Source organism: Chitinophaga parva, from assembly GCF_003071345.1.
In the GTDB taxonomy this organism is placed as follows: Bacteria; Bacteroidota; Bacteroidia; order Chitinophagales; family Chitinophagaceae; genus Chitinophaga; species Chitinophaga parva.
Genome location: NZ_QCYK01000003.1, coordinates 1,142,116 through 1,162,145, shown reverse-complemented (window position 1 = coordinate 1,162,145; position 20,030 = coordinate 1,142,116). Strand labels below are relative to the sequence as shown.

Genomic DNA, 20,030 nt, shown 5'->3' with positions numbered 1-20,030 from the left:
GGATTAGCATTTAGTAATTCCATAAACGGGTGATGTTGAACCCTATCAGGAATTGCTTTTTTGTAAAATCATTCTGGTTGAAAACCAGGTTCCGTTGCGGCGTCAGGTAGCTGTAGTTGCCCACGAAGAACTGGAAGGTGTGGCCGCTGGTAGACATCTCCAGCCCTAACGACAGGTTGGGATGCGCGTTGCCTACATTGTCCGTTGTCAATGGCTGGTCATAGTTGGCAATAACCGCCATGGCATCTTTCAGCTTAAAGCGCCCGCCCACGGAGAGCGCAAAATGATCGTTCGGTTTTTCCTTCAGGAACTTGCCTGGGTAAGGATTGTAACCGTTCACCACGTTGAAGTGTGCCCAGCCGGGCGCCACCTGCAATGACAGGCGTTCCGTGATCTTGCGGCCGATGATCAGCTGGTGGAAATAAGACATGCGGTCACTGAAATAATTATAAGTATCGCTCTGCCTGCTTTCGATGGCCAGGTTACCGTAGTAGGTAACACTCACCGGTGATCCCGCACCAGACCTTACCTGGCGAAGGATGGCGTATTTAAGATAGCCTTCCCAGGTCATGTCATACTTGGTGAGCGCCACGCCGATCAGCAGGTTCTTTACCGGCACATAGCTTGCGTTCAGCCCGATGTTGGCAGAAGAGAACAGGCCGTAAAAGTCTTTATAGCCATTGTTCACAACGCCAAAGCGGTGGCGGAAATCCATTTCAAAAGTTTTCTTTACCGGTACTTCCACGGTTTGCGCGTCTATCAGCCAGATGCTTTCAAACGTGTTCCGGACGGGCTTTCCCCATTTTTTTACCGGCGCTTCCGTGACAGTTGAATCGGCGGCCTGCGCAGAGACAGCCTGGGGGATCATGGGCAACCATAACAGCGGTAATACCAGGCCCCGGAGGATTTTTTTATAAGAGAATAGATAATTGCTCATACGAATGGTGGTTTAATTGTTCAACGCCCCGTTATTGATCCAGTTCTTGATGAGATCTATATCGCTTTGTTTTAACCCGCCGCCGGGAGGCATTTCGCCGGAGGATACTTTCTGGTACAACACACTGTTGGCCGCATTGCCCGCTACTACAAACTTGCCACTGGTCAGGGCATTGTACGCGTTTGCGGCGCGCAGGTCTGGCGATTCATTGCCGGAGTGGCAGGTGGTACAATTGGCCGCAAACAGCGGGATGATATACTTGGCAAACGTCACAGAGTCTGCCGGTACGGTATTGTTATCACCGCCCGTGCCGCCACCGTTACCGGAAGCACTGCTGGGCAACACCACATCTTTATAACATCCTTCCAGGAGGAAGGCGCCCGCCACCGCGAGGATGGTGCAGGAGAGAAGGAATAATCGTTTCATGGCCGGAGGTTATTGTTTAAAGTTGGCATTGGCAGTGATGTCTATCTTATCATTCACTTCGCCCTGGTCTGCCTTCAACGGGAAGTCAGTGATGGAAAAGGAGAAGCGAAGGTCAAACCCGCGCAGCAGGTTAGTAGTGCCGGGATAAGTGCCTTTACCGGAATAACCCAACTTGGCTTTCACCTCTTTGGTAACACCCATGAAAGTGAAGTCACATACCACATCGTAGATATTCTCAGTCGGATTGTAGGTAACCGTTTTAGACTGGATGAGCGCGCGGTTAAAGTCATTAACAGGTTCGCCATTCACCGGGATATCTGCCGTGGTATTCGTGTTGAAGGCCGTCATCAGGCAACCGCCGTCCCTGGCGGGCTCACCGGTGTTAACCTGGTTCAGTTGCACCCAGGCGGTGAACTTGGTGTTAGCAGGATTAGCCTCATCAAAGTTGAACGTGTTGAAACCAAACCAGTTGAAACGGCCGGACAGGATGGCACCTGTACCCAGGAACCGTGTTTCCCACATTACGTTCGAGTGCACCTTGTCGAACGTGAACACGCCGCTGCCGGCGGTGGTGCTGAACGTGATGACATCAGTGCCGCGGGTTACATAATTGGTCGGATCGGTAGCACCGCTTCCATTATAGGATGCCGGTAACACCATATCCTTGTGAGTACAGGCGGTGCCGTAAAAGACGATGCCTCCAAATAATATGGATGCCATCATGAGAGCCTGGTAGGGCTTTTTCCAGAATTGCATAGCGTTTGTTTTTTAATTGGGTAAGATGAGTACAGGCATGGCAAGGACATTGCCTTATGGTGTTATGAATGCTTTCATATGGTGTTGTTTACGGGTTAAAGGTAGGGCGGAGCATGCTGGTCGTTGATGACCGGTCACAGACCATAAGATGATTTAGGTCATGCAGTGGGTATATATAAAGGCAGGCCCCGGAGATCTCCGCTAAAGGAGCGCCGGGGCCTGTTTCTGGGGAACTGCTACCTGTCCCTGACTGACCAGTATCAGTCATCTTCCTCCTTTTGATCATTGCAGGCTTCACAAAGGCAGCGCATACCCGTGAAGAAAAAGATGGCGTGCGGTGCATGAAAACCCGTTACTGCCGGGTGGTCATAAAAATGACCGCACCCCTCACCAGGGTGCGGCCTCAGGTATAGGGGTAACTAACGGTTAATGCTATACGTAGTGCAGATGGCGTCCAGGCGCTCACCCGCTGCGTGCAGCCCCGGCAGGAAATCCGCCTCCGGGATCACACCCGCTGCATGAAGCTGGCGGTAATATAATATACCATCGCGCAGCCGTTCGCAGCACTCATCATAATATTTTGCCGGCGGGGTTGCTTTGATGGGGGCTTCCAGCTGTTCTTCCAGGTAGTCCAGGTACAGGGTCAGCTCTTTCAATAGAACATGCGGCCTGTTGGTATTGGCCAGTACATTTGCCCGGCCATAAATATGGTCTACCATTTCCCGGAGCGACAGGACCTTATTGAAGTATACGATGTTGGGGCCGGGACAAACATTCACGGCTGTCCTGTTCCGTACAAACCGCGCATTGTGCCTGAGCGCCGCTGCGTTGCTAAGCCCCACGCACAGGCATTCCTTGTCCACTACTTCCTGCACCCGCTGCTGGTATTCCTCCGCGGGCAGCTCCAGGGATTGCAGTTGCGCGATCTTTAAGGCCTGGTACTGGGCAGAGGCGGTGCAGATAGGTTGTGCAGTGAATTCTGTATTAAAAGACAAATGCTTTTCCGAACAGGGGCTACCCGGGCTGCCTGCCGCGATCCGCCTCAATCTTTCTGCCTGGGCGGTAGTGCCATTCAGGTAGAAGAACCGCATCCCGATAGGGGAGTGGTGGCTGAGCACAAGGTCCTTAGGTTGTGCCGCTGTGAGTAGTTGTAACGTAGCATCATCCACGGTAGTGGCTTCCGGCACCAGCAGGAAAGGTGTACCCCAGCCGGTGCTGTCCAGCTGGTAATAATTGCGCAGCATTTCATCTTCCGCCGCGGTGCCGATGCCGCCCTGCGCAGATACAGCCAGGCGTGGCGCGTACTTGAAAGTTTTCAGCCCCTTGCGTTTTAAGGCCTGGTTGTAAATGGTGAACAGGCTGTCAGTAAGTTCTTCCCTGCGTTGTTTAAATTCTTCCAGGATGGGGCCCATCAGGTATCCATCGGAGGGGAAAGCGTGCCCGCCACAATTGAGCCCGGATTCTATGCGGAACTCACTCACCCATATTCCTTTCTTAGCCAGGTACTTTCCCTGTACCAGGGCAGAGCGGAAGTCGCTCACTTTTACCGTGACCTTCTTTTTAAAAGTACCGTCTTCGTCCGGCAGGAACTGCGGGCATTTTTCAAGATAGTTGAACAGGCGCAGGTTCATACCGGCGGAGAAGATGATGGAAGAATGGGCCAGGTCACTGTTGGCATATCCCCGCAGGGCGGTAATGGCATCGGAGCCATCCCCGATCGGTTGCCCGTCCCTGTCATAGTTATCCTTGTCCACCTTGGTCATAATATTCACGTCGATATTACCGGGCTGCATGCTGTGGCGCAGGCTGGCTGCCAGGGCTTGTTTTACCGGCCCGTCCGCAGTGTTGTTCATGGCTGTATAACGCTGCTTTAGCGGGTGGTGTGGGGGCAGCATTTCAAAGTATTGCACCAGCGCTGTTCCGGGCTTAAATTCCATTTGCTTTATAGCTGCCAGTTGTTCCTGCACCATGCGGTTCACCAGGTTGAGATAATCTGTGATCCGCTTTGCCCGGTAATCGGGCTGCTGGGTGCTGATAGGGTGGAAGGGCTCTTTTCTTACCGTATAGTAATGTTGCCGCATGGTCTCGATCAACCGGTCTTCAATGATGGAAATGACGGAGGATATTCCAAACGGCGCTACTTTAACAGGTGTGTCTATAGTGTAGGCAAGTCCCATTACGGGTATGTGAAACGTATGCATCTTATTTGGCGATCATTGGTTGTGTGCAATATTAGCGTAATTAAGGATAAAAATATCCTTAATTTAAATTAGCTTTGTACCTGATATAAATCATGTCAGGTGGCCGCTGGTGTTCTTTCACTTTACGGAAGAAAAGGAGCGTGCTGCATGTTTTGTTTTTATCTTACAGTATAATAATGGGATATGCTTTCAAAGACTGCTGAATATGCCCTGCGGGCCACGATCTATATTGCCCGGAAGGCTACGGAGGACGATAAACTGGTGATAGAAGAAGTGGCAAAGGCGATCGATTCGCCCCGGTCATTTACGGCCAAGATCCTGCAGATGCTTACCCAGGACAACTGCGTGGTAAGCTCCACGCGCGGCCCCAGGGGCGGTTTTTACCTGGCGGACCGTGCCCGCAGGCTGCCCGTGAAAGCGGTGCTGGAAGCGGTGGGGGAGTATGGCTTCATCACCAAATGCGTACTGGGCCTGCAGGAGTGCTCGGAGACACGGCCCTGTCCCATGCATACGCGGTATAAAACGGTGCGGAAAGACCTGAAGCATATGTTTGAGCATACCTCTATACAACAACTGGTGGACGAGAGCAATGACGGCGTGTTTTTTATTGACAACCCTAAAATGGCGAAAAGGAAACGCCGCTAACCCCATTTTTTTTATTGCCTGGATAATCCCCGGAACAGGCATCATTACCAACATCTTAGCAGCTGTAAAGGCAGCGGTTTATGACCGGCGATCCCGTTACAAATAAAAAGTGTTTTGTGGTGAATGATAATTAAGGATAATTTTGTCCTTAATTATCATCCTTCACCGGAACGTAGATTCCTCAACACCACCAACATGAAAGGGATTATTATTTACAGATCCAAATACGGGGCTACCAGCCAGTATGCGGCGTGGTTAAGTGCTGCCTTGAACATACCGGCAGTGGCACAGCAACAGCTGTCACGGGACCAATTGGCCTCCGCAGGATACGTGATCCTGGGCAGTCCCATTTACATGGGCAAGCTGCTGATGCGGAAATGGCTGCAGCGGCAGGAAGCTGCATTGGCCGGCAAACAATTATTCCTCTACCTCGTCACGGCCACTAAACCGGACAAAGTAGAGAAACTGCAAGGGTATATCCGGTTGAATGTTCCCCCAGGTATCCGCAGCAATTGCCGCTGTTTCTTCTTCCCCGGCAAGATCATCTACCGCCAGCTCTCCCTGGCAGATAAAATGAAAGTGAAGACCGGCAGCCTGCTGGCCAGGTTGATGCACAAAAAGCTGGACGTATCCGAGTTTAACAACGTTGACGAGGCCCACATACAAGAGCTGGTGCAGGATATTGCCCGGTTCACCGGGGCGAGCGGAGGTAAATTTATGATCCAGGCATCATAAATCTTAGTATTTGGTTAGTAAAATGTCGTATTTGTATGATTTAAATCATTAAATTGTGTGATCACAGACAGTAGAATACTTCCTTACCGGGGATAGTTTTGTTCCGCAAATGATGTCCTAAATCAGCCCCCCCCGGTTATGAGCTGAGCTTACCAGTATCATTATAAACTAAAAACTAAAAGGAGTAACTATGAAACATTCACATTCTCTAGCAGCAATTATTATCGGCAGCCTGCTCATCTACAGCTGTGGGTCTGGCCCAAAAACAGACTCGGCATCCGGCAATGCGCAGGCAACACAGGCCGCCGATTCCAGCATGGTGGCCGGGGGAAAAGATGCATCCAGCCAGGCATCCGCCGATGAAAAGAAAGGTACTGGTAAGTTCACAGACGTAAAACTGACCCACCCCCTGGACCAGGCCATGGTAACAAGCGGTAAGGCGGTTTACGATCTGAAGTGCGGCGCGTGCCACAAACTCACAGGCGAAAAGCTGGTAGGGCCTGGCTGGAAAGGCGTTACAGACCGCAGATCCCCCGAATGGATCATGAATTTCGTGACCAATACCGACGAGATGCTGGACAAGAATGCTGCTGCACAGTCCATGCTGGAAGTATGTATGGTGCGTATGCCCAACCAGCACCTGAGCGATGACGATGCACGTCACGTGCTGGAGTTCATGCGCTCCAACGACAATAAAAACTGATTATTCTCACCTATTTCCTGATGTATGAAAAATATACGTTTATTGCTTGCCGCCGCCGCGGCAGTCGCAGTTTCCATGCCCAGTTGCAAGATGAAGAGCACCGCTGCCGCCGTGGAAGGCGGCGCCGCCTCAAAAGTTTATGTGGCACCCGGCAAGTATGACGAATTCTACAACTTCGTGTCCGGCGGCTTTAACGGGCAGGTATCCGTGTATGGATTGCCCTCCGGCAGGCTGCTGAAGATCATCCCCGTGTTCTCCGTATTCCCGGAAAACGGCTATGGTTACAGCGAAGAAACAAAAGCGATGCTGAATACCACGCAAGGACAGGTTCCATGGGACGACCAGCACCACCTGGAGCTGTCCCAGACAAACGGGGAGCAGGATGGGCGCTGGCTTTTTGCCAATGCAAACAACACTCCGCGCGTAGCCAGGATAGACCTGAAAACATTCAAGACAGCGGAGATCCTGCAATTGCCCAACAGTGCGGGTAACCACTCTTCTCCCTTCATCACGGAAAACACAGAGTACGTGGTGGCCGGCACCCGCTTTTCCGTACCGCTGGGCGCTGAAGATGTGCCCATCAGTTCTTTCAAAAAGAACTTCAAAAGCACGGCATCCTTTATTAAAGTGGACAGCTCCACTGGTCATATGAGCCTTGCTTTCCAGATCGTGCTGCCGGGTATGAACCTGGACCTCAGCCACGCAGGCAAAGGCCCGTCACACGACTGGTTCTTCTTTTCCAGCTACAACACGGAACAGGCTTACACGCTGCTGGAAGTGAACGCTTCCCAGAAGGATAAGGACTACATCGTGGCGGTGAACTGGAAGAAGGCGGAAGAATATGCAAAGGCCGGGAAGGGTAAGAAGGTGCCAGCTGAATATGCGCATAACACTTTTGACGAACAGAAACAGCTTGCTACTTCCGTTATGGAAAAAGAAACGCTGCTGCTGGACCCCAAGGACTGCCCGGATATGGTGTACATGATCCCTTGCCCCAAATCCCCGCATGGTTGCGATATTGACCCTACCGGTGAGTACATTGTGGGCAGCGGAAAGCTGGCGGCGCTCATTCCCGTATTCTCCTTCTCCAAGATCATGGATGCGATGCAAAAAAAGGATTTTGAAGGAGACTTCCAGGGTATTCCCATCCTGAAGTACCAGGACGTGTTGCACGGTGAAGTGCAGAAACCCGGCTTAGGCCCTTTGCATACGGAATTTGATGGTCGCGGTAACGCCTATACGTCCATGTTCCTGTCTTCAGAAGTAGTGAAATGGAGCCTCAAGGACCTGAAAGTGCTGGACCGGGTGCCTACCTATTATTCAGTAGGTCACCTGATGATCCCCGGTGGTGATACGAAAAAGCCCAATGGTAAATACCTGGTGGCATACAACAAGATCACCAAAGACCGCTACCTGCCCACCGGCCCGGAACTGGCGCAATCCGCCCAGCTCTATGATATTTCCGGTGATAAAATGCAACTGATCCTCGATTACCCCACCGTGGGTGAGCCGCACTATGGGCAGGCTTGTCCGGCAGAACTGATAAGGGATAAGCAGGTGAAGTTCTACGACATCACCAAGAACGGCAACCAGTATGTGACCATGGGTGAAAAGAACGTCAAGGTGGTACGTAACGGGAACAGGGTGGATGTGTATATGACCGCCATCCGGTCTCACCTGGTGCCGGATAATATTGAAGGCGTGTACGTAGGGGACAATGTGTATTTCCACGTGACCAACCTGGAACAGGACTGGGATATCCCGCATGGTTTTGCCATCAAGAACAATCCCAACGCGGAACTGCTGATCATGCCGGGTGAAACGGTGACCCTCAAATACACACCGTTAAAACAAGGCATCCAGCCGTTCTATTGTACAGACTTCTGCTCTGCGCTGCACCAGGAGATGTCCGGTTACCTCCGGGTATCTCCCAAAGGAAGCAATGTGCCGCTGCGCTACGGTACTGGCGAAACTGCACCTGCACCCACTGCCGCAGACACGGTGGCCGCCAAGTAAACAATATCTGTTTTCATAAGTGGTAGTGCCGCCGGGCATTACCACTTTATTCTTTGATCATGAAAAAATTAACGAAAACGGGCCGTATCAGTATCCCGGTTGTTCTCCTGCTGCTGGGCGCGTTGTGGCTGTTTCCCATGTGGCGTATAGACCTGCGGGCACCGCAATACCCCGGTGGATTAACGATGCAGATCTGGATCAACGACGTAAAGGGCGACGTGCCCATCATCAATGGTTTAAATCACTATATCGGGATGAAGACCATTAAGAAGGAAGATTTTAAAGAGTTTGTAGTGCTGCCCGTTGCTATGGGCGTATTCGCGGTGCTGGGGATCGTGGTGTTACTGATGGGAAAGAAATTGCCGTATTATATCTGGACCGGTGTTTTTGTGGTGATCGCCGCGTATTCCTTTATCGACTTTTACAAATGGGAGTACGACTATGGGCATAACCTGGACCCGGGAGCGCCCATACAGGTGCCTGGCATGGCTTACCAGCCACCTTTGATCGGGTACAAGCAACTGTTGAACTTTGAAGTATTGTCCCAGCCGGACGTTGCAGGCTGGTGCTACATAGTAAGCGGTATAATACTGGCATCCGTCGCAATCTATGAATGGAAAAAACGCTAGCATGAAACAGTTAATATGGACAGGCCTGGTAGCAGGCATTGCGGCCTTCACAAGCTGTAAGCAGGGCCCGCAGCCTATCAGGTACGGATATGACGCCTGCACACATTGTAAAATGACGATCGTGGACAAACGCTTTGCCGCGGAGATTGTAACAAGGAAAGGAAGGGCCTACCCGTTTGATGATATTGCCTGTATGGTGGACTATATCAAAGCAGGCAGGAATAGTGGCGACGTGGCAGCGATCTATGTGAGTGACTATAACAAGCCGGATGGAAGTTTTATGGAAGCATCCCAGGCCGTGTTCTTCTATAGCGAAAAATTCAATTCTCCCATGAATGGCAACTACGCCGCTTTTTCACAAGGGGCCAGCGCGCCCCCGGCAGACAGCACCCTGAAAGGCCCGTTAAAATGGGAGCGCCTGCTGCAATAACAGGAAGTCTATGAAACACATTTTGCTATGCTTATTGCCCGGAATTGCCCTCCTGTTGCAGATGCCCGCCAGCACGGCGGCAGTGATAAAAGTGCATGCCGGTGGTGTCAGTAGTGCCGTAAAGAACGCACAACGCGGAGATACCCTGCTGCTCCTGCCAGGCAATTATAAGGAACACGACATTATAGTGTCCCGCAAACTATACATCACCGGGAAAGACTGGCCGGTGATAGACGGGGAAGATAAATACCAGCTCTTCATTGTTACCGCCGATTCCGTAGTGATAGAAGGCCTGCAGATACAGCATACAGGCAAGTCGTCTGTTACGGATATGGCTGGCGTCCGGATCGCCAATGCCGCCCGGGTTATTATCCGGAATAATAAATTTTTGGACAATACCTATGGCATTTACCTGCAGAATGCCACTGCCTGCACCGTGGCTGGCAACATGATCCGCTCCACCATTGGGGACGGCGTGAATGACGGCAACGGGGTCCATGCATGGAAGAGTAACCACCTGCTTATAAAAGATAATACCATCTCCGGTCACCGCGATGGCATCTATTTTGAATTTGTGACAGACACTTATATCCAGGGGAACCGCTCTTTCCGCAACGCCCGCTACGGGCTGCACTTCATGTTTTCCAACGATGATACTTACCGGCAGAACACGTTCATGGACAACGGAGCCGGCGTAGCTGTGATGTATTCTCATGGCGTAAGCATGTATGACAATGAATTTTTCCACAACTGGGGCGGCGCGTCTTACGGGCTGCTGCTGAAGGAGATCACGGATAGTAAAATAATACACAACCAGTTCACCAGGAACACTATCGGCATTCATATGGAAGGTACTACCCGCGTGGACGTGGAGCGCAACCTCTTCCAGGATAATGGCTGGGCTCTCCGGGTGATGGCCAGCTGCAGTGGCGGCAACTTTGTGAAGAATAATTTTAGCGGCAATTCCTTTGACGTGATCACCAACGGCACCGCTATGCTGAATACATTCAACAACAACTACTGGGATAAATACGATGGGTACGACCTCGATAAAGACAATATAGGGGATGTGCCGTATTACCCTGTCAGTGCGTACGCGGTGATCACGGAAAAGATCCCACCGGCCATGATATTATACAGGAGCTTTTTTACCACCATGATAGAACAGGTGGAAAAAGTGATGCCCGGACTGATCCCGGATAAATTAAAGGATGATCACCCGGAAATGAAAAAACTGCAACTATGATCGAGATAGCACATTTAACAAAATCATTCCGGAAGTTTAAGGCCCTGGATGATATCAGCCTGGAATTCCGGGAAGGCCAGACCATTTCCCTGCTGGGGCCTAATGGCTCCGGCAAAACCACGCTGATAAAATCAATCCTTGGATTGGTTACGCCAGATACAGGCGTGATCCGGATAAACGGGGAGGAGACGAAAACCCGCTGGGAATACCGGTCCCGCATAGGATACATGCCGCAGATAGGCCGCTACCCGGAGAATATGACCATTGGCCAGGTATTGCAAATGCTGAAGGATATCCGGAAAGACTGTAAGGTATATGATGAAGAACTGGTCCGGGATTTTGACCTGCAGGCGGTTAAAAACAAGATGATGCGCAGCCTTTCCGGTGGCACCCGGCAGAAGGTGAGCGCCTGCCTGGCATTCCTGTTCTCACCAGATATCCTGATCCTGGATGAGCCTACCGCCGGCCTGGACCCGGTAGCCAGTGAATTGCTGAAAGCCAAGATCAGCCGGGAACGTGCAATGGGAAAGCTGATCCTGATCACTTCCCACGTGCTCAGCGACCTGGATGATATTACCAGCCATATCGTGTACCTGCAGGAAGGTAAACTGGTGTGCTATAAAACAGTGGACGAACTGAAGGAGTCCACCGGCGAAGAAAAGCTGAACAAAGTGATGGCGGCAATTATGCAAAGGAACGTAACCCAAAGAATACCTGTTTTATGAAAACGATCATTAAATACGTACTGCTGGACCTGTTGAGGAACAGGACCGTGATCGTATATACCGTTATACTGGCCGCGCTGTCCATCAGCATAGCGGGTATGGAAGATAATGCTGCCAAGGCTGTACTAAGCCTGCTGAATGTCACATTACTATTTGTCCCTATTATCAGCATTCTTTTTTCCACCATTTATTTCTTTAACGCGGTAGAATTTGCAGAGCTGTTGCTGGCACAGCCTATCCGCAGGAAAACATTGCTCCTGGCAGAATACACCGGGATGGCCATTGCCCTGGGTATTGCCTACCTGCTGGGCGTAGGGCTGCCGGTGGGCCTGTTATATGGCAGTCCGGCGGCTATCACCCTGGTGATAAGCGGGTTATTCCTCACGCTGATCTTTGCTGCACTGGCCCTGCTGGTTTTTGTATTGTTCAAGGACAAAACAAAAGGTATTGGCGCCGCTATTGTTACTGCGCTGTTCTTCATGTTGCTCTTTGATGGCTTGTTACTTTCCTTCATTTATACTTTCAGTGATTATCCCATAGAACGGCCCTTGCTGGCATTTATTTCCCTGAACCCGGTGGACCTGGCCAGGATACTGGTACTGCTGCAACTGGACGTAGCCGTGATGATGGGTTATTCCGGCGCCTTGTTCAAAGAATTCCTGGGCTCAGTGACTGGCAGTATATACACGGTTGTTTGTATGTGCTGCTGGACGGTGTTCCCGTTGATAATGGCGGTCCGCATCTTTAAGCGGAAGGACCTCTGAGCCCTGCCTGGCGGCAGCAGCTACAATGGTAACAGTGCCGGTGAGCAGCCCGATGGCGGCGCCCCAAAGCAACCAGGGGTAACCGGCACTGTATAAGGGAAGGATAGGAGATAAGCCCTGTAGCATTAGTATCACTTCATTGACCACGATAGCCCCCGTTAAAATACAGATACCCACTTTAGCCAGGTGCTCACCTGTTTGAAAATACCCTTTGTGCACCAGGCAGGCCAGCAGGTACAGCGTAATGAAACCAAGTAACACCAGGTGCAGGTAACCGATAATAACAGGCCGGTTCCCAAATGCGATGTTCCCCACCACCGGCAGCACCGTTGCCGCCTGCAGGGCGGTTTTAAACACAAACGCCATCAGGGCCAGGGCGCCTACTTTTTTTGCAAAAGGGCTTACGGTGTCCAGCATTACTTTTGAAGACCTTATTAAAGCAATGAACCAGACCAGCGTTACTACAAGGCTGATACTGCCTGCCATGGCCATGGTGCGTACCAGTATATTGGGTGTGTTCCAGAGGTAGGAAAGACATAACGTAGGCCATACGGAAAAAGAAAGGATCACAGCAAAGCGGTACAGGTTGCGTGCTACCGCTGTATGGTCATGCGCACTTAACTGGTGTGCAAACAACGCCAGTACCCCCAGCGTAAAGAAACCATTGTACTGCAAGTGCAGGTAAGTGTAAATGGCATTCCGGTATAAGACCGCGTTCCCGTGGTGGGACGCCATTACATAAGCCAGTGTAAAAGGGCCTGCGGAAGAAGCCACCAGGGCTGCAAGTGCCGTGTAGAGCAGGATCTTCACCGGCCGGCTGATGGCAGACCGGGAAAGATCTTTTATCAGCACCCAGCTAAACGCGTAGGAAACAAAGATCAGCAAAGTAGAGAAGGTGATGGAAACAGGCCCATACCCCTGGAAGGGAAAGCTCAGTAACATGCCGTTAGCGCTCAGCAGCATGCCCGCCAGGAGCCAGGTGTACACCCGCTTCCTGCTAAGGTCGGGTGGCAGTAGCTCATAAACGATCAACGCCAGGAGGCAGAGCGTTACCCAACCGCTGAATGCAAAGTGAGAATGCGCATGCAACAGGTTCCCGAAGTTGATGCCCGGAAGGGGAAATAATATTTTTGACCGCAGCAGTGTGCCTAGTAGCGCCACAATGGACAGGTTGACCAATGAAATGGTCAGCCATCTTTTTTCTGCCTTTACCATGATGCTCCTTTTAAAATGGATGATGTTAGCATGACACAACAGGTTTACCCCCGGGCCATTTTCCGTTATAAAGATAGGCGGTTTTAAAATAAGGGATAAATTTGTCTTTTATTTTTAAGGCGGATTACTAAATGAAATGCTGTGTGATGGCTTGTTTTATAGGATTTATGATAGTTGTCATATTTTGAAATGACAAAAAGCAGCGCAGCAATAAAAGTATACAAATACCTTTATTCAATCAATCAGATACCTCATTTTTTACACCAGTTATAAAGCACAAATACCCATGGAACACGTTAATATTTTAAACGTAACATTACTGGAGCCAAGACAAAAACATCCTGCCATTTTTGCCCGGTTTGACCAACTGCTGGAAGGGGAAAGCCTCGTGATCCACAACGATCATGATCCTAAACCACTGTACTATCAGCTGCTGGGTGAAAGAGGAAATATCTTTACATGGGCCTACCTGGAACAAGGCCCTGCGTGGTGGAAAGTATGTATCAGCAAGAATATAAGTGCCGGCAATGGAGAAACACTGGGACAGATTGCGGCCCAGGACCTGCGTAAGGCCCAGGTATTCAGGAAATATGGCCTTGACTTCTGTTGTGGTGGAAAGAAGACGGTGGCCCAGGCCTGCGCCGAAAAGGGACTGGACCTGGCAGCGGTAGCGGAAGAATTGCGCCAGGCGGATAAGCAGCTATCTGCCCGCCCGTTGCCCTATAGCGACTGGAGCCTGGATTTCCTGGCAGACTATATTGTGAACACCCATCACAGCTACATTAAAGGCGTATTGCCGGATATCACTGCTTACGCCGGTAAAGTGGCCCGCGTACACGGGGACCGGCATCCGGAGCTGCTGACCATACATCAACTGGTAACGGAAATGGGCCAGGAACTGTCTTCCCACCTGCTGAAAGAAGAACAGGTGCTATTCCCGCATATCCGGGAAATGGTGAAGCTGAAACATGCCCGACAGGCATTTCCTGTGCAATATTCTGCCACCGTGCGCCAGCCCATAGATGTGATGGAAACGGAACATGAATCCGTGGGCCGGAGCCTGGACATCATCCGGCGCGTGAGCGATAACTATACATTACCGGAAGACGCCTGCGCCAGCTATAGCCTGTTATACCGCATGCTGGATGAGTTTGAGGAAGACCTGCACATCCACGTGCACCTGGAGAATAACATCCTTTTCCCCAAAGCCATCCAGCTTGAGAAAGAGCTTAATAACGTGAACGCATAAACGTGCGGATGCGATAGCCTGCCTGTTCATCAATAAAAAACACAACCGGGCATGATCATTAATGCAAATACGAAAATAGCCGCCATCCTGAAGCAGGAACCGGCGGCCCTGGAAGCGATCATCAGCATTTCTCCCAGGTTTGAGAAGCTGCGCAACCCGTTGTTGCGCAGGTTGATGGCCGGGCGTACTTCCATTGCCATGGCCGGTAATGTAGGCAATTGCGGGGTGCAGGCCTTCTTTGAAAAGCTGCAACCGCTGGGCTTTGAAGTGGATGAAAACATGGCCGCACCTCCGGCGCCGGGACAAGTGCCTGCATGGTTCCCCGGCGCGGACGTAACGGTGATAAACCTGGACGTACGCCCCATCAGTGCCGCCGGTGATGATCCGCTGGCCATTATCATGAAAGTGGTGAAAGCACTGGTGCCAGGCCAGGCGTTGAAGGTGATCAACACCTTTGAGCCGGCGCCTTTGATCCGCCTGCTGAAGCAGCAAGGATACGCCGCCACGGTAACAGTGATCTCGGACAACGAAGTAGAAACCCTGTTTTATAAGCATGCGGAAACGCCGCACACGGAGGCCGGCCCCATTGCCCCTGCCGGCGACTGGGACGCGTTGATGCAGGCGTTTGAGTCGCGCCTCCGTGTGTTGGACGTCCGCGGGCTGGCCATGCCCAAACCGATGCTGGCCATCCTGGAAGCGCTGGACGCGCTGCCGGCGGACATGGCCCTGTTTGTATATCACAAACGGGTGCCCGTGTACCTGCTGCCGGAGATCAGGCAAAGGAAATTTGATTACCGGGTGAAAATAATGAGAGCAGGAGCAGTACACTTATTAATCTTCAGGAACTGATGTTTACAGTAAATAAACAGGGCGATGCCGGGACCGTTACCGCGCCAAACGTGGTAGTGCCGTTTTATTTGTATGCAGCGCTATCCTTCCTGGTGGCGACTTTCCTCTTATGTGCATCACCTGTGAGCCCTGGTGATCACTACTTTTCCCCGCATACCCTGGCCATTACCCATGTGATGGCGCTGGGATGGGGCACCATGATCATCCTGGGGGCCAGCCACCAGCTGGTGCCGGTGCTCGTGGAGGGGAAGTTATATAGCCATAAGCTGGCTCACCTCACGTTCTGTTGTGCGGCTGTGGGCATTCCCCTGCTGGTGTATGCCTTTTATACCTTCAATATGGGCTGGCCCGCAAAGACCGGTGCTATCCTGATTAACACGGCCGTAGCGCTCTTCCTTGTCAATATCCTTTGCAGCAGGGCTAAGCAGGATAATGTACATGTTGTTTTCGTGGTAACGGCCACCTGCTGGCTGTTTACTACCACGTTTGCGGGCCTGTTGCTGGTGTTCAATTTTACACAGCCGTTGCTGCAGGAAGACGCTTTGCATTATTTGCCGCTGCATGCACACCTTGGCATTGCCGGCTGGTTCCTGTTGCTGGTTACGGGTGTAGGCTCCCGCCTGATTCCCATGTTCCTGGTTTCAAAATATACGAGACCGGGATTGTTATGGTGGATCTATGGGTTAGTGAACGGGGGACTGGCAGGGTTTGTCCTTTTATTCCTTTACCTCCATCGTCCTGTTGTATATTTCCTGCCACTGGCCAGCATCCTGGCGGCTATCATCCTGCTGATCCGTTATTGTTACAACTGTTATAAGGAGCGCATCCGGCGGCGGGTGAATAAGCAGGTGAAACTATCCCTGCTTTCCGTTTCCATGATGCTGATTCCACTGGCCTTGCTGGTAGTGGTCACCGTTTTGCTGTTGGTTACCACGGAGAATACAAGACTGGTCATGGTATATGGGTTTTCAATTTTCTTTGGATGGCTCACCGCCATCATCCTGGGTATGACGTTTGAAACATTGCCATTTATCATCTGGAACAACGTGTATCATATCCAGGCGGGCAGGGGAGGCACGCCCAGCCCCCAAGACCTGTTCAGCAACAAGCTGTTTAATGGCACAGCACTGAGTTACCTGCTGGGGTTCCTGTTGTTCACGGGCGGCATGCTTGTACAGCAGGGCGGGATGATCAGGCTGGGTGCTGCATTATTACTGGTATGCGCCTTTCTTTACAATTTGAATACCTTTAGGGTTGCGTTTCATAAACCTGGATAGTGATGATGGTGAAAACAAATTTTGATCTTAAATGTACCATCGCACTGGCACTGCTGCAGGAAGTGATGGACCCCGAGCTGGGACTGAACGTGGTGGACCTGGGTTTGATCTACGCATTGAACTTTGATGAAGTGCACCGCAGGCTGGAAACCGTGATGACCCTGAGCACCCGGCATTGCCCTATGGGTGCATCCATCGTGGACAGTGTGAAGGCGCAGTTGCAAACCCATTTCCCGGGCTACGGGGTGGAGGTGACACTGACCTTTGATCCACCCTGGAGTTATGAAAGGATCTCCGAAGAAGGCCGTAAATTTTTAAATGCATGACACATGCTGAGCATTACCTGTAAAATAGGGATCAAAGCGGTTATTTACCTGGCATACCGGTTTGGGGAGCATACCGGTATCAAGGAGATTGCCGCGTCCATCAATGCCAGCGAGCATACCGTAGGTAAGCTGCTGCAGGTGCTGGTAAAAAAGGGGGTGATCAATAGCATGAAAGGCCCTTCCGGCGGGTTCTATATCACCAGGGCGCAGCGCCGCCAACCGGTGATGAACGTGTTGCAGGCCATTGACGGGAATGAGCTTTTCACGGCATGCGTGCTGGGGCTTAATAAATGCTCTTCTACCCAGCCCTGCCCGATGCACCATGATTTTAAGCCGGCCCGCGACCAGATCAAGGCTTTCTTCACTACCCGGCGCATAGCAGACCTGTGCGATGGGGTGAATGACGGATGGGCTTATTTAGTGAATTGATAAATGACGCGTTAGCCCGGTACCCGCTTTAGCTTTTTTTGTCCATATCCCACTACAATAATTATCCCTGCAGCCACATGGCAGCCGGCTGGCCTATGTTTACCCTCCCCGGGCACCGGGGCCATGCAGACGGGAAGTTGGCGTCATTTACATAACATTAACATGGCGGCGGATGGATTGCCTTACATTTAGGCGCGCCAAAATTTTGCAGCCATTATGAGACTTCATTTGCTCCTCGTTTGTTGTTTGATCTTTTTAGGAAAAGACACCGCGTTCAGCCAGCAGCAGCCGGCATTCAGCGATCATGCATATTGGATTAACCCCGGTTATGAAGAGGCCTCCGGCCGCCGTCCGTGCCCCGTGTTTGCAAAGGATTTTACCGCTGCGCGGAAAGTGAAAGCCGCTAGCCTGCGGATCAGCGCCCATGGCCTGTACGAGGCCTGGCTTAATGATAAACGGGTAGGCAATGCCTGGCTCACCCCGGGATGGACCAGTTACCAGGCCCGCATCCAGTACCAGGATTATGATGTAACGCCCCTCCTCAAAAAAGGGCAGAACAAGCTCCGGGTGAATATAGGGGAAGGCTGGTACCGTGGTGCATTTGGCAACCGGCAGACCCCGGATTTATGGGGCAAAGATGCAGGCCTCATTTGCCAGCTGCACATTACGTATATGGATGGAAGTGAGGCAACGGTTTTCACAGACAGTACCTGGAAAACAGCGCCCGGCCCCATCCGCTACGCTAATATTTATAACGGCGAAACCTATGATGCCCGGGTACAGCCGGACCAATGGACATCCGCTGTGGTGGGTGATTATGCCAAAGATATACTGGTGCCTTCCATAGCACCGCCGGTGAAGGAACATGAAGTAGTGAAGGCACTGAAAGTATTCACCACGCCGAAAGGGGAGCAGGTCATCGACTTTGGGCAAAACCTGGTAGGTTGGGTGCGTTTCAAAGTGAAAGGAAATGCCGGTGATACCATTACCCTGGCACATGCAGAGGTCCTGGACCGGGATGGGAATTTTTATACAGGCAACCTGCGGTCTGCAGAAAGTACCGATCGGTATATTTTGAGCGGAAAAGGAGAGGAAACCTTTGCGCCCCATTTCACCTGGCATGGGTTCCGGTATGTGAAGGTGCAGGGCTGCACGGTAAAGCCGGAAGATTTTACCGCGGTGGTATTGTACTCGGATATGGCGCCCAGCGGCACTTTCAGCTGTTCCAGCCCACTGGTGGACCGCCTGCAACAGAACATCACCTGGAGCCTGCGGGGCAATTTCCTGGACGTGCCTACGGACTGTCCCCAGCGCAGTGAGCGCCTGGGATGGACGGCAGACGCACAGGTGTTTTTCCGCACAGCAGCCTTCAATTATGATGTGAAAACTTTCTTTGAAAAATGGATGGCAGACATTGCCATAGAACAGGGAGCGGATGGTTCCATGCCTTGGGTGGTGCCGGATGTCTATGGCATTGCAAAGGCAAGGCCCCCCCGCCTGGTGGCCGGCTGGGGCGACGCGGTGACCGTGCTGCCCTGGCAACATTTTGAAGTATATAATGATACCGCGGTATTGCAATCACATTACGATGGTATGAAACGCTGGGTGGATTTTGTGAGTGCCAACGCGCCCGGTTTTCTCTGGAAAAGCCGTGGCTTCGGCGACTGGCTGGCCCCCGGCGATTCCACGTCGCTACCCTACATAGACCAGTGCTGGTGGGCATATTCCACCCAACTGGTGATCAATGCGGCAAAGGTGCTGCACAAACCGGCAGACATTGCCTATTATCAGGATCAGCTGGATCATATCAAGGCAGCTTTCCTGGAAAATTATATTACCGCAGATGGCAAAACCAAGGTGACACCCACGCAGACGGCCTATGTGCTGGCCCTGCAGTTCCACCTGCTGCCGGATAGCCTGCAGGCCCATGCAGCGGCGGAGCTGGCGGCACTGGTAAAAGCCAATAACAACCACCTGGCCACCGGTTTCCTGGGTACGCCATTCCTGCTCTTTGCCTTATCGGACCATGGTTACAGCGACCTCGCATTTACCCTGCTCATGCAGGAAACCTGTCCTTCATGGCTATACCCCGTGAAGCAGGGCGCCACTACCATCTGGGAAAAGTGGGATGCGCAAATGCCGGATGGTACGCTGCAACAGGTGTCATTCAACCACTATGCGTATGGAGCCGTGGGAGCGTGGTTATACAGTTACGTGGCCGGCATTGATATGGCGGCACCGGGATACCGCCAGCTGGTCATCCATCCGCATGTGGGCGGGGGGCTTACCTGGGCAAAGGCCAGCTATAAGACCGCCGGCGGACAGGTGGTGTCCAACTGGGAGCTGGATGGCAAGCGGTTGAAAATGCACGTGGAGATCCCCGCTGGCAGCACCGCCCTGGTATATGTACCGGGCAAGGCGCCCCGGCAGATGGGCAGCGGCGTGTACGACCTGGAAGGCACGATGGATTAG

The 20,030-nt window shown here is 51.8% G+C and carries 20 protein-coding genes; 15 read left to right on the top strand and 5 right to left on the bottom strand.

Translation table 11 applies throughout. The annotated features are described in order from the left end of the window. Positions 1-10 precede the first annotated feature (10 nt). The 4 genes from DCC81_RS23855 to DCC81_RS23840 form a co-directional block, all read right to left on the bottom strand. Positions 11-937, bottom strand: coding sequence for a DUF5777 family beta-barrel protein (locus tag DCC81_RS23855; RefSeq protein WP_108689219.1), 927 nt, complete (start codon positions 935-937; stop codon positions 11-13). A 12-nt stretch (positions 938-949) separates the two neighbouring features. Next, positions 950-1,363, bottom strand: a complete 414-nt coding sequence (locus DCC81_RS23850) for a c-type cytochrome domain-containing protein (protein WP_108689218.1) — start codon at positions 1,361-1,363, stop codon at positions 950-952. Between the two features lie 9 nt (positions 1,364-1,372). Then, positions 1,373-2,119, bottom strand: a complete 747-nt coding sequence (locus tag DCC81_RS23845) for a YceI family protein (protein ID WP_108689217.1) — start codon at positions 2,117-2,119, stop codon at positions 1,373-1,375. A gap of 419 nt (positions 2,120-2,538) precedes the next feature. After that, entirely contained in the window at positions 2,539-4,320 is a 1,782-nt protein-coding gene (locus DCC81_RS23840; RefSeq protein ID WP_108689216.1) for a hypothetical protein, read from the bottom strand. 183 nt (positions 4,321-4,503) lie between these two features. On the opposite strand from DCC81_RS23840, the gene DCC81_RS23835 reads away from it, so the two are divergent. The 9 genes from DCC81_RS23835 to DCC81_RS23795 all read left to right on the top strand — a co-directional run bounded on the left by DCC81_RS23835 (position 4,504) and on the right by DCC81_RS23795 (position 12,213). Continuing rightward, complete coding sequence (locus DCC81_RS23835) at positions 4,504-4,965, top strand: RrF2 family transcriptional regulator (RefSeq protein ID WP_108689215.1); 462 nt, start codon at positions 4,504-4,506, stop codon at positions 4,963-4,965. 195 nt (positions 4,966-5,160) lie between these two features. Continuing rightward, positions 5,161-5,700, top strand: coding sequence for a flavodoxin domain-containing protein (locus DCC81_RS23830; protein WP_165806719.1), 540 nt, complete (start codon positions 5,161-5,163; stop codon positions 5,698-5,700). 190 nt (positions 5,701-5,890) lie between these two features. Further along, complete coding sequence (locus tag DCC81_RS23825) at positions 5,891-6,403, top strand: c-type cytochrome (protein ID WP_108689213.1); 513 nt, start codon at positions 5,891-5,893, stop codon at positions 6,401-6,403. A gap of 24 nt (positions 6,404-6,427) precedes the next feature. After that, positions 6,428-8,419, top strand: a complete 1,992-nt coding sequence (gene nosZ / locus DCC81_RS23820; RefSeq protein ID WP_108689212.1) for a Sec-dependent nitrous-oxide reductase — start codon at positions 6,428-6,430, stop codon at positions 8,417-8,419. Between the two features lie 59 nt (positions 8,420-8,478). Next, on the top strand, positions 8,479-9,048 hold the full coding sequence (locus tag DCC81_RS23815; RefSeq protein WP_108689211.1) for a hypothetical protein: 570 nt from the start codon (positions 8,479-8,481) through the stop codon (positions 9,046-9,048). Between the two features lies 1 nt (position 9,049). Continuing rightward, entirely contained in the window at positions 9,050-9,478 is a 429-nt protein-coding gene (locus tag DCC81_RS23810; protein ID WP_165806718.1) for a nitrous oxide reductase accessory protein NosL, read from the top strand. A 10-nt stretch (positions 9,479-9,488) separates the two neighbouring features. Then, complete coding sequence (nosD, locus tag DCC81_RS23805; protein WP_240613062.1) at positions 9,489-10,724, top strand: nitrous oxide reductase family maturation protein NosD; 1,236 nt, start codon at positions 9,489-9,491, stop codon at positions 10,722-10,724. Further along, the gene (locus DCC81_RS23800; protein WP_108689209.1) at positions 10,721-11,449 is read left to right on the top strand and encodes an ABC transporter ATP-binding protein; all 729 of its coding nucleotides are present in this window, start codon (positions 10,721-10,723) and stop codon (positions 11,447-11,449) included. The genes nosD and DCC81_RS23800 overlap by 4 nt, the downstream gene beginning before the upstream one ends. Further along, complete coding sequence (locus DCC81_RS23795; protein WP_108689208.1) at positions 11,446-12,213, top strand: ABC transporter permease subunit; 768 nt, start codon at positions 11,446-11,448, stop codon at positions 12,211-12,213. The genes DCC81_RS23800 and DCC81_RS23795 overlap by 4 nt, the downstream gene beginning before the upstream one ends. On the opposite strand, the gene DCC81_RS23790 is transcribed toward DCC81_RS23795, so the two are convergent. After that, the gene (locus tag DCC81_RS23790) at positions 12,115-13,428 is read right to left on the bottom strand and encodes a hypothetical protein (protein ID WP_108689207.1); all 1,314 of its coding nucleotides are present in this window, start codon (positions 13,426-13,428) and stop codon (positions 12,115-12,117) included. The two genes, DCC81_RS23795 and DCC81_RS23790, sit on opposite strands and share 99 nt — an antisense overlap. A gap of 286 nt (positions 13,429-13,714) precedes the next feature. Here DCC81_RS23790 and ric point away from each other — a divergent pair, with 286 nt between their 5' ends. The 6 genes from ric (at position 13,715) to DCC81_RS23760 (ending at position 20,030) form a co-directional block, all read left to right on the top strand. Further along, positions 13,715-14,677, top strand: a complete 963-nt coding sequence (gene ric / locus DCC81_RS23785) for an iron-sulfur cluster repair di-iron protein (RefSeq protein ID WP_108689206.1) — start codon at positions 13,715-13,717, stop codon at positions 14,675-14,677. A 51-nt stretch (positions 14,678-14,728) separates the two neighbouring features. Then, positions 14,729-15,526: a DUF2249 domain-containing protein gene (locus DCC81_RS23780; RefSeq protein ID WP_108689205.1), complete on the top strand. Its 798-nt coding sequence runs from the start codon at positions 14,729-14,731 to the stop codon at positions 15,524-15,526. Next, on the top strand, positions 15,526-16,803 hold the full coding sequence (locus tag DCC81_RS23775; protein WP_108689204.1) for a cytochrome C oxidase subunit I: 1,278 nt from the start codon (positions 15,526-15,528) through the stop codon (positions 16,801-16,803). The genes DCC81_RS23780 and DCC81_RS23775 overlap by 1 nt, the downstream gene beginning before the upstream one ends. A 2-nt stretch (positions 16,804-16,805) precedes the next feature. After that, the gene (locus tag DCC81_RS23770) at positions 16,806-17,129 is read left to right on the top strand and encodes a metal-sulfur cluster assembly factor (RefSeq protein ID WP_108689203.1); all 324 of its coding nucleotides are present in this window, start codon (positions 16,806-16,808) and stop codon (positions 17,127-17,129) included. 3 nt (positions 17,130-17,132) lie between these two features. Next, on the top strand, positions 17,133-17,558 hold the full coding sequence (locus DCC81_RS23765) for an RrF2 family transcriptional regulator (RefSeq protein WP_108689202.1): 426 nt from the start codon (positions 17,133-17,135) through the stop codon (positions 17,556-17,558). A gap of 216 nt (positions 17,559-17,774) precedes the next feature. After that, positions 17,775-20,030, top strand: a complete 2,256-nt coding sequence (locus DCC81_RS23760) for an alpha-L-rhamnosidase (RefSeq protein WP_108689200.1) — start codon at positions 17,775-17,777, stop codon at positions 20,028-20,030.

Excerpts from the sequence above, each read along its gene's own strand:
- DCC81_RS23855 (WP_108689219.1), bottom strand. The coding sequence starts at position 937 with ATGAGCAATTATCTATTCTCTTATAAAAAAATCCTCCGGGGCCTGGTA.
- DCC81_RS23850 (WP_108689218.1), bottom strand. The coding sequence starts at position 1,363 with ATGAAACGATTATTCCTTCTCTCCTGCACCATCCTCGCGGTGGCGGGC.
- DCC81_RS23845 (WP_108689217.1), bottom strand. The coding sequence starts at position 2,119 with ATGCAATTCTGGAAAAAGCCCTACCAGGCTCTCATGATGGCATCCATA.
- DCC81_RS23840 (WP_108689216.1), bottom strand. The coding sequence starts at position 4,320 with ATGCATACGTTTCACATACCCGTAATGGGACTTGCCTACACTATAGAC.
- DCC81_RS23835 (WP_108689215.1), top strand. The coding sequence starts at position 4,504 with ATGCTTTCAAAGACTGCTGAATATGCCCTGCGGGCCACGATCTATATT.
- DCC81_RS23830 (WP_165806719.1), top strand. The coding sequence starts at position 5,161 with ATGAAAGGGATTATTATTTACAGATCCAAATACGGGGCTACCAGCCAG.
- DCC81_RS23825 (WP_108689213.1), top strand. The coding sequence starts at position 5,891 with ATGAAACATTCACATTCTCTAGCAGCAATTATTATCGGCAGCCTGCTC.
- nosZ (WP_108689212.1), top strand. The coding sequence starts at position 6,428 with ATGAAAAATATACGTTTATTGCTTGCCGCCGCCGCGGCAGTCGCAGTT.
- DCC81_RS23815 (WP_108689211.1), top strand. The coding sequence starts at position 8,479 with ATGAAAAAATTAACGAAAACGGGCCGTATCAGTATCCCGGTTGTTCTC.
- DCC81_RS23810 (WP_165806718.1), top strand. The coding sequence starts at position 9,050 with ATGAAACAGTTAATATGGACAGGCCTGGTAGCAGGCATTGCGGCCTTC.
- nosD (WP_240613062.1), top strand. The coding sequence starts at position 9,489 with ATGAAACACATTTTGCTATGCTTATTGCCCGGAATTGCCCTCCTGTTG.
- DCC81_RS23800 (WP_108689209.1), top strand. The coding sequence starts at position 10,721 with ATGATCGAGATAGCACATTTAACAAAATCATTCCGGAAGTTTAAGGCC.
- DCC81_RS23795 (WP_108689208.1), top strand. The coding sequence starts at position 11,446 with ATGAAAACGATCATTAAATACGTACTGCTGGACCTGTTGAGGAACAGG.
- DCC81_RS23790 (WP_108689207.1), bottom strand. The coding sequence starts at position 13,428 with ATGGTAAAGGCAGAAAAAAGATGGCTGACCATTTCATTGGTCAACCTG.
- ric (WP_108689206.1), top strand. The coding sequence starts at position 13,715 with ATGGAACACGTTAATATTTTAAACGTAACATTACTGGAGCCAAGACAA.
- DCC81_RS23780 (WP_108689205.1), top strand. The coding sequence starts at position 14,729 with ATGATCATTAATGCAAATACGAAAATAGCCGCCATCCTGAAGCAGGAA.
- DCC81_RS23775 (WP_108689204.1), top strand. The coding sequence starts at position 15,526 with ATGTTTACAGTAAATAAACAGGGCGATGCCGGGACCGTTACCGCGCCA.
- DCC81_RS23770 (WP_108689203.1), top strand. The coding sequence starts at position 16,806 with ATGATGGTGAAAACAAATTTTGATCTTAAATGTACCATCGCACTGGCA.
- DCC81_RS23765 (WP_108689202.1), top strand. The coding sequence starts at position 17,133 with ATGCTGAGCATTACCTGTAAAATAGGGATCAAAGCGGTTATTTACCTG.
- DCC81_RS23760 (WP_108689200.1), top strand. The coding sequence starts at position 17,775 with ATGAGACTTCATTTGCTCCTCGTTTGTTGTTTGATCTTTTTAGGAAAA.